Source organism: Collinsella sp. TF11-5AC (assembly GCF_003436775.1).
GTDB lineage: Bacteria > Actinomycetota > Coriobacteriia > Coriobacteriales > Coriobacteriaceae > Collinsella.
This window is the reverse complement of record NZ_QSQO01000003.1, coordinates 112,123-125,448: the sequence shown is the minus strand read 5'-3', so window position 1 is coordinate 125,448 and position 13,326 is coordinate 112,123. Positions and strand designations below refer to the sequence as shown.

Sequence of the window (13,326 nt, the reverse complement as noted above, 5' to 3'; positions counted from 1 at the left end):
TGGTGGAATTGTGTGCAGCCCGGTTTCCCGTTGACCGACGCCGGGGTCCCCGCCATAATACTTTCGGTTCACGCACGAATCCGCTGCCAGAGACAGCCGGTGCAAACGGGCATCGCCCGCGAGCTTAATGGGATATCCCGCCAGCCGAGGTGGTCGAGTAGATATGTCTTCTCGCCCCCGTCGCTCATGCAGCGCGGGGGCTTTCTTTTTGGACATGCCCCCGTCACGTCCTTGTGGCGGACCGTGCCCGGAAAGAATTCGAGGAGGTGTAATTCATGCCCCAGCAGTACAAAATCGACAAGGTTGCAGAGATCGAGTCCCGTATCGCCGAGAACGCCGGTCTGTTCGTCGTCAACTACAACGGTCTGACGGTTAAGCAGGCTCAGGAGCTGCGTCATCAGCTTCGCGAGTGCGGCGCCGAGATGAAGGTCTACAAGAACAACCTGGTCAAGATCGCTCTCAAGAACCAGGAACAGCCCGAGCTCGACGAGATCCTCGCCGGCCCCGTCGCTTATGTGTTCTACGAGTCCGAGCCGGTCGAGGCCGCTAAGGCCCTTAAGGACTTCTCTGCTAAGTCCAAGGGCGTCCTTGAGATCAAGGGCGGTATCTCCGACGGCAAGGCCGTTTCCGCTGATGATGTTAAGGCTATCGCCGAGCTGCCCACCAAGGATCAGCTTCTCGGCCAGATCGCCGGTCTCATCTCCGGTTTCGCTCGCGACATCGCTGTCTGCGTCAACGGCGTTTCCTCTGGTCTCGCTCGTTCGATCCAGCAGGTCTCCGAGCAGAAGGCAGCCTAGTCGCTGTTTTCACCCGCGGCGGCAACGCCGCACCCCTGGCGCATTCGCGCCGTGTTTTAACTGATCTCCGTGCACAGACACGGAAACCGAAAGGACTTAGAAATGGCTAAGCTTACCACCGATGAGATCATCGATGCTCTTAAGGAAATGACCCTTCTCGAGGCTTCCGAGCTCGTTAAGGCTATCGAGGACACCTTCGGCGTTTCCGCCGCTGCTCCTGCCGCTGTTGTCGCCGCTCCCGCTGCTGGCGCTGCTGAGGCCGAGGAGAAGACCGAGTTTGACGTCGTGCTCGAGGGCTTCGGCGACAACAAGATCCAGGTCATCAAGGCCGTCCGTGAGCTCACCAACCTTGGCCTGAAGGAGGCCAAGGAGGTCGTCGAGGGCGCTCCCAAGGCTGTTCTCGAGGGTGCCAAGAAGGAGGACGCCGAGGCTGCCAAGGAGAAGCTCGAGGCTGCTGGCGCTGCTGTCACCCTCAAGTAATCAGGCTTTCTCGCCAGATTTCTTTGCAGACGGGGTTCGCATTGCGAGCCCCGTCTTTTTTGTTTTTCGGTCCCTCGGCATCGGTTGCTCAAACTGCCATGTTCTGTGATTTGCGTCGTATCGGGTGCCCTGCCGTTGGGCAATAAAATTGCACCATTCGAGCAATAATTTGCGTTGACCTGCTGAAGAATTGTCTCTGCCTTGTAGCGACATATAGTTCCAGCGGTAAGATGCTTGGGTATCGCAATTTGGTCTGCGGCTGTGTGCCGCACGCATGGGGCGCTTTTGCGCCTGCGAAAGGATCTTTGAATAACATGAAGGCAATCATCCCCGCCGCCGGTCTTGGCACGCGTTTTCTGCCTGGCACCAAGTGCACGCCCAAAGAGATGCTGCCGGTGCTCGACAAGCCCGTCATTCAGTACGTCGTCGAGGAGGCACTCGACCCCGAGGAGGTCGACGACGCCATCATCGTTACTTCTCCCGGCAAGCCCGAGCTGCTGAACTACTTCCAGCCCGACCGTTCGCTCGAGAACCTGCTGCGCGAGCGCGGCAAGAACGCCTATGCCGATGCCGTCGCCCACGCTGGCGGTATGCCGGTCGACTTCCGTTATCAGTACGAGCCCAAGGGCCTCGGCCATGCTATTCGCTCTGCTGCCGACGCCGTGGCAGGGGAGAACTTCCTGGTTCTTCTGGGCGACTACGTTGTGCCTAACCGCGATATCTGCGACAAGATGCTCGCCGTTTCCAAGGAGCACGGTGGCGCTTCGGTTATCGCCGTCGCTGCTTGCTCGCCCGAGGAAGTCAGCCGCTACGGCGTTATCGCCGGCGAGCGCGTCGGTTCGCTCGAGGGCGCCGAGGACGTTGCCGATGCCGAGCCGGGCGCTGTCTGGCGTATCGGCGGTCTGGTTGAGAAGCCCGCTCCCGAGGCTGCTCCGTCCAACCTGTACATCGTCGGTCGCTACCTGCTGAGCCCGCTGGTCATGGACCTGCTGGCAGATCAGCAGGCCGGCAAGGGCGGCGAGATCCAGCTCACCGACGCCATGGCCCGTTCGCTCGACCGCGAGGCCATGTATGCGGTCGTCATCGACCCGCTGTCGGGCTACGACACCGGCACTCCCTCTGGCTGGATGGCCACCAACGCCCTCATGGCTGCAAGCGACCCCCGCTTTGCCGATGCCTTCTGGGACGCTATCGACGAGCGCGGCGGATTGATGCGCAAGTAAGCCTTCGGGCATCGACATTTACGGGCGCGGACTTCGGTTCGCGCCCGTTTTTTATAAGAGCTGCGATTGCCGGCTCTCTGTTCACAGAAAATATATGAACAGATGTTCGATACACATATATCTACCTGCGTGTTTTCTGTCGAAAATCTTTGCTACTCCAAAAACTCAATCGCGTCAAGGCTTTTCTTGCCCAACGGTCGGTACCTGATAAACTATTAGGTTGCGATAACTGGCGAAGCTATGCCTCGCCAACCCACCGAGCATTTCCGTGAAGGAGGAAAAACCTGGTGACCTACGCATACACTGCCACTGAGCGCAAGCGCGTCAGCTTCGGGAAAATCCCGGAGGCCATGGAGCTCCCCAACCTTATCTCTGTTCAAAGGGAATCCTTTGAGCGTTTTAAGGACGAGGGCCTTCGTGAGGCGTTCAAGGAATCCAGCCCCATCCAGAGCCAGAACCATGTTCTCGAGGTTACCTTCGGCGAGCATCAGTTCGGCGACCCCGCGCACACCGTCGAGGAGTGCCGCGAGAAGGATATGACCTATCAGGCTCCGCTTCTGACCGACGTTCGTCTCACCAACAAGGAGACCGGCGAGATCAAGGAGCAGCTCGTCTTCATGGGCGACTTCCCCATGATGACCGATCAGGGCACCTTCATCATCAACGGTACCGAGCGTATCGTCGTCTCGCAGCTCGTCCGCTCCCCGGGCGTGTACTACAGCTCCGAGATGGATTCGGGCAAGCAGATCTACAAGGCCCAGATTATCCCGTCCCGCGGTGCCTGGCTCGAGTTTGAGGTCGACAAGCGCGACCAGCTCATGGTCTCCATCGACCGTAAGCGCAAGCAGAGCGCCACGATGTTCCTGCGCGCCCTTGGCATTGCCGTCACCAACGACGACATCATCGAGCTGCTCGGCAACTCCGATGTGATCAAGCGCACCCTGGAGCGCGACACCGCCCTCACCCGCGAGGACGCCCTCATCGAGATCTACCGTCGCCTGCGCCCGGGCGAGCCTCCCACCGTGGACGCTTCCCGCAGCCTGCTCGAGGGCCTGCTCTTTAACCCGCAGCGCTACGATCTGGCCCGCGTCGGTCGTTACAAGGTCAACAAGAAGCTCAACCTCACCACCGAGGAAGAGGTCACGGTGCTCACCGACGAGGATATCGTTGCGACGCTGCGCTACCTGCTGTCCCTCGCTGCCGGCGAGCAGGGTTTCAAGGTCGACGACATCGACCACTTCGGCAACCGCCGCATCCGTACCGTCGGCGAGCTCGTCGCCAACCAGTTCCGTATCGGTATGAGCCGTATGGAGCGCGTCGTCCGTGAGCGCATGAGCTCCCAGGACATCGACGAGATCACCCCGCAGTCGCTCATCAACATCCGCCCGATCGTGGCCTCCATCAAGGAGTTCTTCGGTTCCTCGCAGCTCTCGCAGTTCATGGACCAGGCGAACCCCCTGACCGGTCTGACCCATAAGCGCCGTCTGTCCGCACTCGGCCCTGGTGGTCTTGCCGGCCACAAGTCCGGCTCCAGCCGCCGCACCAACGTGCCGACGGCCGTCCGCGACGTTCACAATTCGCACTACAGCCGCATGTGCCCGATCGAGACCCCCGAAGGCCCCAACATCGGCCTGATCGGCTCGCTCGCCCTCTACGCCCGCGTCAACGAGTACGGCTTCATCGAGGCCCCGTTCCGTCGCGTCGAGAACGGCGTTGCCACCGATCGGATCGACTGGATGACCGCTGACGAGGAAGAGAAGCACGTCATCGCGCCGGCCAACACGCCGCTCGATCCCAAGACCAACGAGTTCATCACGACCGATGCCGAGGGCAAGATCGTCCGCCCGCACACCGTGATCGCCCGTACCCGCGACTTCGACGGTTCCTTCGGCGCTCCCGCCGACGTGCCCGTCGAGGACGTCGACTACATGGACGTCTCGCCGCGTCAGATGCTCTCCGTCGCAGCCACGCTGATCCCGTTCCTCGAGCACGACGACGCCAAGCGTACGCTGATGGGCGCCAACATGCAGCGTCAGGCCGTGCCGCTGGTTCACCCCGCCGCTCCCTATGTCGGTACCGGCATGGAGCGTCGCGCCGCTCTGGACTCCGGCGAGGTCACCCTGGCCAAGAACGCCGGCGAGGTCATCTTTGCCGACGCCGCCAAGATCATCGTCAAGCATGCCGGCGGCATGGACGAGTATCACCTGGCCAAGTACCAGCGCTCCAACCAGTCCACCTGCATCAACCACCGTCCGCTCGTGCGCGTCGGTGACACCGTTGAGCAGGGCGAGCCTCTGGCCGACGGTCCTTCGACCGATCACGGCGAGCTCGCACTGGGCCAGAACCTCACCGTGGCATACATGCCGTGGGAAGGCTTCAACTACGAGGACGGTATCGTCGTGTCCGAGCGCCTGGTGGCCGAGGACCTGCTGACGACCATCAACATCACCCGTCACGAGATCGACGCCCGCGACACCAAGCTCGGCCCCGAGGAGATCACCCGCGAGATCCCGAACCTCTCCGAGGACATGCTTGCCAACCTCGACGAGGACGGCATCATCCGCATCGGCGCCGAGGTCGGCCCTGGCGACATCCTGGTCGGCAAGGTCACGCCTAAGGGCGAGAGCGCTCTGACCGCCGAGGAGCGCCTGCTGCGCGCCATCTTCGGTGCCAAGGCCCACGACGTCCGCGATACCTCCCTTAAGATGCCTCACGGCGCTTACGGCCGCGTTATCGATGTCGTCCGCTTTAGCCGCGAGAACGGCGACGACCTGGCCCCCGGCGTCAACGAGCAGGTGCGCGTCTACGTCGCCCAGCGTCGTAAGATCCAGCAGGGCGATAAGATCGCCGGCCGCCACGGCAACAAGGGTGTTATCTGTAACGTTCTGCCGGTCGAGGACATGCCCTACATGGCTGACGGTACCCCGATCGACGTTATCCTCAACCCGCTGGGCGTTCCTTCGCGTATGAACGTCGGCCAGCTGCTCGAGTGCCACCTTGGCTGGGCTGCTGCCTGCGGTTGGGATACCGAGCAGGCCGACTCCGACAAGTATGTCCCCGGTCCGTTCTTCACCGCCACGCCTGTCTTCGACGGCGCCAAGGAGGACGAGATCGCCGAGGTCATCCGTCGTGCCAACAAGAACATGCTCAACAAGGCCACCGCTGCCTTTGGCGATCACATGCGTCCCGAGTTCGTCACCCAGCTTGACGAGCGCGGCAAGACCCGTCTGTTCGACGGCCGCACCGGCGAGGAGTTCCGCGAGCCCATTACCGTGGGTACGTCCTACATCCTCAAGCTCGGCCACATGGTCGACGACAAGATCCACGCCCGTTCGACCGGCCCTTACAGCCTGGTTACCCAGCAGCCTCTGGGCGGCAAGGCCCAGTTCGGCGGCCAGCGCTTCGGCGAGATGGAAGTTTGGGCACTGTACGCTTACGGCGCTTCCAACGTCCTGCAGGAGATCCTGACCGTCAAGTCCGACGATACCGTGGGCCGCGTCAAGACCTACGAGTCCATCGTCAAGGGCGAGAACGTTCCTGTCCCGGGTATCCCCGAGTCCTTCAAGGTTCTCGTCAAGGAGATCCGCTCCCTCGCGCTGGACATCGAGCCCATGCACGATGCCGACGAGGACGCCTCCGCCCCTGTGACCGCCGAGGAGACCTCTGCTCTCGACGACCTGGCTGCGCTCGCCGGCGTTGACACCGACGTCGAGGCCGAGGATGCCGAGACCGCCGAGGCACCCGAGGCTGTCGCCGCCACGACCACTGATAAGGAGTAGTTGACTGTGGCAGATTTCGAAGCTACTGATTTTGACTCGGTAAAGATCTCCCTTGCCTCCGCCGACCAGATCCGTTCCTGGTCGCACGGTGAGGTCAAGAAGCCGGAGACCATCAATTACCGTACCCTCAAGCCCGAGAAGGACGGCCTGTTCTGCGAGAAGATCTTCGGTCCCGCCAAGGACTGGGAGTGCTCCTGCGGCAAGTACAAGGGCATCCGCTTTAAGGGCATCGTCTGCGAGCGCTGCGGCGTCGAGGTCACCTCGGCCAAGGTGCGTCGCGACCGCATGGGCCACATCGAGCTCGCCGCTCCCGTGTCCCACATCTGGTACTTCAAGAGCCCCACGAGCTTCCCGATGAGCCGTATGCTCGACATCAAGTCCAAGGACCTCGAGAAGGTTCTGTACTTTGCCAGCTACATCATCACCGAGGTTGACTACGAGGCTCGCGAGGCCGACGCTGACGACCTGCGCGAGGAGCTCGCCGCCGATCTGGAAGAGATCGATGCCGAGTGCGCCCGCCAGATCGAGTCCCTCAAGGAGCAGGGCGACCCCGAGAACTTTGACGAGTTCTCCGACGAGGAGCCGCTGACCCCCGAGGAGATCGCCTCTGGCATCGTCGACATCGAGGAAGAGTGCAAGGACGAGAAGCAGCTCCGCACGGACGCCTTCAACGCCTTCATGAAGCTCACCGAGCGCGACCTCATCTCCGATGAGCCGCTGTTCCGCGAGATGACCCGCTACTACTCCATGTACTTCAAGGGTGGCATGGGTGCCGAGGCCGTCCGCGACCTGCTCGCTGCCATCGACCTTCCTTCCGAGGCCGAGAAGCTCAAGGCCATCATTGCCGACGAGGATTCCCAGAAGCAGAAGCGCGAGAAGGCCGTCAAGCGCCTCGAGGTCGTTGACGCCTTCCTGAAGGGTGGCAACAGCCCCGCGAACATGATCCTGGATGTCATCCCGGTCATTCCGCCCGATCTGCGCCCGATGGTCCAGCTCGACGGCGGTCGCTTTGCCGCGTCCGACCTCAACGACCTGTATCGTCGCGTGATCAACCGTAACAACCGACTCAAGCGCCTGCTCGACCTGGACGCCCCTGCGATCATCGTGAACAACGAGAAGCGCATGCTCCAGGAGTCCGTGGACGCCCTGTTCGACAACGGCCGTCGTGGTCGCCCGGTCTCTGGCCGTGGCGGTCGCCCGCTCAAGTCGCTCGCCGAGGCCCTCAAGGGCAAGCAGGGTCGTTTCCGTCAGAACCTGCTGGGCAAGCGTGTCGACTACTCCGGCCGTTCGGTAATCGTTACCGACCCCAAGTTGCTGCTGCACCAGTGCGGTCTGCCCAAGACCATGGCGCTGGAGCTCTTCAAGCCCTTCGTCATGAAGCGCCTGGTCGAGCTCGGCAAGGTCGAGAACATCAAGGGCGCCAAGCGCGCTATCGACCGCGGTGCCACCTTTGTGTGGGATATCCTCGAAGAGGTCATCGACGGCCGCGTCGTGCTGCTCAACCGTGCACCGACCCTGCACCGTCTGTCCATCCAGGCCTTTGAGCCGGTGCTGGTCGAGGGCAAGGCTATCCACCTGCATCCGCTGGTCTGCTCGCCCTTCAACGCCGACTTCGACGGCGACCAGATGTCTGTCCATGTGCCGCTGTCCAGCCAGGCTCAGGCCGAGGCTCGCGTGCTTATGCTCTCTGCGAACAACCTGCGCTCGCCGGCATCCGGCAAGCCGGTTAACATCCCCTCGCAGGACATGATCATCGGTGTGTACTACCTGACCCAGGTCCGCGACGGTCTGCCGGGCGAGAACCACGTGTTCGCCAGCTTCGACGACGCGCTGCACGCCTATGACTGCCGCTCCGAGGTCGACATGCAGGCCAAGATTCAGGTCCGCGTGTCCGCTGCCGACGCCAATGTCATCAACGAGGACGGCACCCGTATCTTCCGCGTCAAGAACGGCAAGAACGAGTTTGTCGACTACGACGTCACCGGCAACAAGACCGCGCGCTTCGAGACCTCTATCGGCCGCATCATCTTCAACCGCCAGTGCCTGCCCGAAGACTACGAGTTCATGAACTACAAGATGGTCAAGGGCGACGTGGCCAAGCTGGTTGCGGACTGCTGCGATCGCTATCCCGAGGCCAAGGTCGGCCCGATCCTCGACGCCATCAAGTACTCCGGCTTCCACTACGCTACCCGCGCCGGCCTCACCATCTCGGTGTGGGACGCTCTCATCCCTGCCGAGAAGCAGGAGCTGCTCGATCGCGCCCAGGCCAACGTCGACCAGATCAACGAGTACTTCGAGGAGGGCTTCATCAACGAGACGGAGCGCCACATCGAAGTCGTTAACGAGTGGACCGCTTGTACCGATAAGGTTGCAGCGCTCATGCTCGACTTGTTCGACGAGGAGAACCCGCTCTACATGATGGCCGACTCCGGCGCCCGTGGTTCTAAGACCCAGCTGCGTCAGCTCGGCGGCATGCGTGGCCTGATGGCAGACATGTCCGGCGAGACGATCGACCTTCCCATTAAGGCGAACTTCCGCGAGGGCCTGCTGCCGCTCGAGTACTTCATTTCGACCTACGGCGCCCGTAAGGGCCTGGTCGATACCGCATCCCACACCTCAGACTCTGGTTACCTGACCCGTCGTCTGGTCGACGTGGCCCAGGACGTCATCGTCCGCGAGGAGGACTGCGGTACGCACGAGGGCGTCACCTACAACCTCATCATCCCCGGCACCACCGACCTCAACACCGACCTCGTCGGCCGTTGCTTCATTGAGGACGTCGTGGCTCCCGATGGCACCGTGCTCTTTGAGCAGGACGGCTACATCGAGAAGGTCGCTGACATCCAGAAGATGGTCGATGCCGGCCTTAAGAAGGTCAAGCTTCGCGCGCTGCTCACCTGCCGCTCCAAGTACGGCGTGTGCCAGAAGTGCTACGGCTGGGATCTTTCCACCCGTCGTCCGGTCGCCATCGGTACCGCGGTCGGCATTATTGCCGCCCAGTCCATCGGCGAGCCCGGTACGCAGCTTACGATGCGTACCATTCACTCCGGCGGCGTCGCTGGCGTCGACGATATTACGCAGGGTCTGCCTACGGTCAGCCGTATGTTCGATATCGTCGGCAACGTCAACGAGAAGATCCTGGGTCGCGAGGCCGAGCTGGCTCCGTACTCCGGCCACCTCTCGATTAAGCCCGAGAAGTCCGAGTACGTGCTGACGCTCACCGACTCCGAGGATCACACCCGTGTCCTCGACGAGCGTCGCGTCCCCGCTTCGGTGCGCTTCATGCCCGAGATCGAGGACGGCTGCGAGGTTCGCGCCGGCGACCAGATCACCAAGGGCTTCGTCAACTTCCGCAACCTGCGCAAGCTGACCGACATCGAGTCGACGATGCACACCTTCGTCGAGAGCGTCAAGGACGTCTACACCAGCCAGGGCGTCGACCTGAACGACAAGCACATCGAGGTGCTCGCACGTCAGATGCTGCGTCGCGTTCAGATCACCAACCCCGGCGACTCCAAGTACCTGCTTGGTCAGTACGTCGATCGCTACGAGTTCGCCGACGAGGTCGAGCGCGTTGCCCGTCTGGGCGGTCAGGCCCCCGTGGCCGAGCCCGTCATCCTGGGTACGCTCAAGGTCGCGTCCAACATCGACTCCTGGCTGTCGAGCGCTTCGTTCATCCGCACCGCCGGCGTCCTTACCGAGGCTGCCATCGAGGGCAAGGTCGACCACCTGCTCGACCTTAAGTCCAACGTCATCGTCGGTAAGAAGATCCCGGCCGGTACCGGTCTTAAGCCGTACGCCAACGCCAAGCTGACGTATCGTACGGCCGACGGCTATGTCGACATCGACGGCCCGGCTTCGCCCAACGCCAAGTCGCTGCCCGAGTGGGCTCCGGTTGAGCTCAAGGACCTGGACGAGCAGCTCCCGCAGCAGCTCGACTGGGCCGGCTACGACGAGTTCGGTGGTGCTGACGGTTCGTTCACCCGCAACGGCCACACCATCTCCGCCGAGAAGGCTCGCCTGTACCTGTTCGACGATCTGGGCGTGTCGCAGCGCTGGACCAACAAGTTCAGCGAGGTCGGCATCGAGACGGTCGGGGACCTGGTCGGCAAGTCCGAGGAGGATCTGCTGCGCATCGATGGTATCGGTGCCAAGGCGATCGAGGAGCTCCGTGATGGCCTCGAGGCCCACGACCTGCTTTACATCCTCGAGAACAACGACGACGTTGCCGATGAGGAAGACCTCTCGCAGCTGCTGCAGATGGTCTTTAGCCCCGACGGTCCGGACGATATCCTGCTGGGTACCTCCGCTCCGACGCATCACGCCGACGCCGACGAGGAGCTCCTGGGCGCTCCGATCGACGACAAGAAGGCTCCCGCCAACGGTGCCATCAACGAGGACATGGCTTCCCTCGACGAGTTGCTCAACCAGCTCGTGGACACCGATGACGCCGAAGAGGCCAAGGACAACGACGAGGAGTAACTAGTTCCGCCGTTCTAACGAACGGCGGCGACCTCCGTCGCTGCGCGGCCCCCAGAGCTACAATCTGTCATTCAAAAGGCAGGGCATGACCAAAAGGTCAATGCCCTGCCTTTTTCATGCCACCTTGTACGCTCTGGGGGCCGCTCGCTTGCGTATGCTCAACCTGTTGCGTTCCGTTGATCCCTTGCCAAAAAGGGGCAGGTTTATTTTGGTAGGTTTTTCCTGCTTGAATTTGAAACATTTCGTCCGGCCAGAGCGTATCTATGGTGAGGACCTCATCAAGAATCATTACCGTCACCGGGAGGTGATTATGGAAGAACAAGCATTTAGACAGGCGGTCGAAGATCACCGGGATGTCGTGTTTCGAATCGCCTTGACGTACCTGCGCGATCGCGCCGATGCCGACGATATTGCCCAAGATGTCTTTCTTAAGTTGCTTAAAAGCGATGGACACTTTGAAAGTTGGGAACATCTTCGCCGCTGGCTTATCCGGGTCACGATCAATGAATGTAAATCGCTCTTTCGAAAGCCATGGAGGCGTGTAGAGGATATTGAGAACCTGGCCGATTCGCTTTCGGCGGCGCAGGATGAGACCAAGGCGGTCCTGTCAGACGTTATGCGACTTCCGGAGCGATTCCGTGTCCCCATCGTGCTCTATTACTATCTGGGCTTTTCGACCTCAGAGATTGCCGAGTTACTGCATGTGCCAGCCGCGACCGTTCGAACGCGTTTAGCTCGCGGTAGATCGAAGCTCAAATTCATCCTAGAGGAGGGCGACCGTGAAATCCAATCAAATCAAGCAGGCCTTCGAGTCCATCCAAGCCGATAGCGATCTTGCCGACCGTGTTATTGATGCTGCTGCGGGTGAGCCGCTTCATCGAAAGGGCCACGCGAAGCCTCTCTATGTTGCCGTAATCGGATGCCTTGCCGGAGTGCTGGCGACCGGAGGGGTCGCCTACGCCGTCGTCAATTCCAGCTATTTTGCCTCTGCCTGGGGAAACCATGGCAACGGAGAGTCCATTACCTGGACTCAAGGTGGCTCGTCGGGGACTAAATATACCTACACCAGAGAGTTTGGTGACGGCATTGCGCCCCAAAGCTTGGAGGGTTCAGTACAGAAGGTCAATCTGTCCGTCGAGGGCAACGGCTATACACTCGACATTCATGATATGGCTATCGATAAAAACGGTTGCGGTGCCGTGACGTTTACGTTGTCCAATCCAAATGGTGTTAACTACTACAAGCCGGCGGCAGAGACTGGCGAACTTGTTCTCTATGGTGAAGAAGAAGGGGGCGTCAGTACACCCAGCATGAACTTCGGCGAGGAATGGGCTGATACACGCTGCACCATTGATAAAGACACATCAAGCGACACGGTCATTAACGGCACGATGTACTTTGCATCTTGGAATCGCGATCGAGATTTACGACATGCGGTCACCTGGAATATCAGTTGGACGGAGGGCAAAGGTGAGGATGCGAAGGTGATCGAGGTATCGACGCCAGAGTTTAACGTCGGAGCGCACGTCGATACAAAGGAGCTCCGCTCCGACGACTCGCCTCTCGAGATCAGCCCGTTTTCCATCCAGACGCACATCGATGATCTGGGCTATGAAGCAGTTGATCATAAACTGACCGTCAGCTACAAGGATGGATCGGAGCAGATTATCGAAGATGACGACGCAGGGGCGTACAATTTCTATGTTTCGATGGCGCGCAATAGCGGAGAGAACATCTGGGTTCCGGCAAGGCTCATCAATGTCGATCAGGTTGTATCGGTAACCCTTGAGGGAACGAGGTGCACATCAACAGGAGAGACCGAAACAGAAGTACCCTTTACCATCGTCTACTCGTAAGACTTGAGGCCGCTTCCCACTAGGGGAAGCGGCCATTTTTGCGTTACATGGACGGCTGGAATGGGCACTTGCGCACAGGCGGGGATTCCTTTTATGGAGGCTTTGCGGAAATATAGCTATTTTGGGATACGCCCGGCGGCGTGGTCTGTTGACGACACAGCTAACGGCACGTATCCTATCGAACTGCGTGTTTCGTAGGGGGATGCTGACCCCTCGATTCAAGCCGTTGCACTTTACAGAAAGCTGGAATCATTCGAGAAGGAGTACGCTTTGCCTACTATTAACCAGCTGGTTCGCCAGGGCCGTCGTTCCGTGCCCAAGAAGTCCAAGAACGCTGCTCTGCAGCACAACTCCCAGAAGCGCGGCGTGTGCACCCGCGTCTTCACCACGAGCCCCAAGAAGCCGAACTCGGCTCTTCGTAAGGTTGCCCGTGTTCGCCTTGTCAACGGCATCGAAGTTACTGCTTACATCCCGGGTGAGGGCCACAACCTGCAGGAGCACTCCATCGTGCTCGTCCGCGGCGGTCGTGTCCGTGACCTCCCTGGTGTCCGTTATCACGTCATCCGTGGCGCCTACGACGCTGCTCCGGTCCAGAACCGTATGCAGGCCCGTTCCAAGTACGGTGCTAAGCGCCCCAAGGCTAAATAAGCCAGATAACGTTTTGATACTTTCGCCGTGTGCCGCCTAAGCGCCGCACGGTAGACACTTA

9 protein-coding genes are annotated in these 13,326 nt (G+C 60.6%); 8 read left to right on the top strand and 1 reads right to left on the bottom strand.

Annotated features, from left to right (window positions below):
- The first annotated feature begins 275 nt into the window (after positions 1-275).
- The 5 genes from rplJ (at position 276) to DXD16_RS02730 (ending at position 10,761) form a co-directional block, all read left to right on the top strand.
- Positions 276-797, top strand: coding sequence for a 50S ribosomal protein L10 (gene rplJ / locus DXD16_RS02750; protein WP_006235004.1), 522 nt, complete (start codon positions 276-278; stop codon positions 795-797).
- A gap of 102 nt (positions 798-899) precedes the next feature.
- A complete protein-coding gene (gene rplL / locus DXD16_RS02745) occupies positions 900-1,277 on the top strand; it encodes a 50S ribosomal protein L7/L12 (RefSeq protein ID WP_006235005.1) in 378 nt (125 codons plus the stop codon).
- Between the two features lie 314 nt (positions 1,278-1,591).
- The gene (locus DXD16_RS02740) at positions 1,592-2,500 is read left to right on the top strand and encodes a UTP--glucose-1-phosphate uridylyltransferase (protein WP_055250255.1); all 909 of its coding nucleotides are present in this window, start codon (positions 1,592-1,594) and stop codon (positions 2,498-2,500) included.
- 350 nt (positions 2,501-2,850) lie between these two features.
- Positions 2,851-6,279 carry a DNA-directed RNA polymerase subunit beta gene (locus DXD16_RS02735; RefSeq protein WP_233502589.1) on the top strand — a complete coding sequence of 1,143 codons (3,429 nt, stop codon included), beginning with the start codon at positions 2,851-2,853 and terminating at the stop codon, positions 6,277-6,279.
- A gap of 6 nt (positions 6,280-6,285) precedes the next feature.
- The gene (locus tag DXD16_RS02730; RefSeq protein ID WP_187361807.1) at positions 6,286-10,761 is read left to right on the top strand and encodes a DNA-directed RNA polymerase subunit beta'; all 4,476 of its coding nucleotides are present in this window, start codon (positions 6,286-6,288) and stop codon (positions 10,759-10,761) included.
- A gap of 97 nt (positions 10,762-10,858) precedes the next feature.
- Here DXD16_RS02730 and DXD16_RS10340 read toward each other — a convergent pair whose 3' ends face one another.
- The gene (locus DXD16_RS10340) at positions 10,859-11,050 is read right to left on the bottom strand and encodes a hypothetical protein (protein WP_199408073.1); all 192 of its coding nucleotides are present in this window, start codon (positions 11,048-11,050) and stop codon (positions 10,859-10,861) included.
- A 21-nt stretch (positions 11,051-11,071) separates the two neighbouring features.
- On the opposite strand from DXD16_RS10340, the gene DXD16_RS02725 reads away from it, so the two are divergent.
- From DXD16_RS02725 to rpsL, 3 genes are all read left to right on the top strand, one after another.
- Positions 11,072-11,590: an RNA polymerase sigma factor gene (locus DXD16_RS02725; RefSeq protein WP_055285248.1), complete on the top strand. Its 519-nt coding sequence runs from the start codon at positions 11,072-11,074 to the stop codon at positions 11,588-11,590.
- Positions 11,541-12,617, top strand: coding sequence for a DUF4179 domain-containing protein (locus tag DXD16_RS02720; RefSeq protein WP_117655037.1), 1,077 nt, complete (start codon positions 11,541-11,543; stop codon positions 12,615-12,617). Before DXD16_RS02725 ends, DXD16_RS02720 begins: the two co-directional genes overlap by 50 nt.
- A gap of 270 nt (positions 12,618-12,887) precedes the next feature.
- Complete coding sequence (rpsL, locus tag DXD16_RS02715; RefSeq protein ID WP_006235012.1) at positions 12,888-13,265, top strand: 30S ribosomal protein S12; 378 nt, start codon at positions 12,888-12,890, stop codon at positions 13,263-13,265.
- The last annotated feature ends 61 nt before the right edge of the window (positions 13,266-13,326 follow it).

Coding starts and splice junctions, on each gene's coding strand:
- rplL (WP_006235005.1), top strand. CDS start 900: ATGGCTAAGCTTACCACCGATGAGATCATCGATGCTCTTAAGGAAATG.
- rplJ (WP_006235004.1), top strand. CDS start 276: ATGCCCCAGCAGTACAAAATCGACAAGGTTGCAGAGATCGAGTCCCGT.
- DXD16_RS10340 (WP_199408073.1), bottom strand. CDS start 11,050: ATGATTCTTGATGAGGTCCTCACCATAGATACGCTCTGGCCGGACGAA.
- DXD16_RS02725 (WP_055285248.1), top strand. CDS start 11,072: ATGGAAGAACAAGCATTTAGACAGGCGGTCGAAGATCACCGGGATGTC.
- DXD16_RS02740 (WP_055250255.1), top strand. CDS start 1,592: ATGAAGGCAATCATCCCCGCCGCCGGTCTTGGCACGCGTTTTCTGCCT.
- DXD16_RS02735 (WP_233502589.1), top strand. CDS start 2,851: ATGGAGCTCCCCAACCTTATCTCTGTTCAAAGGGAATCCTTTGAGCGT.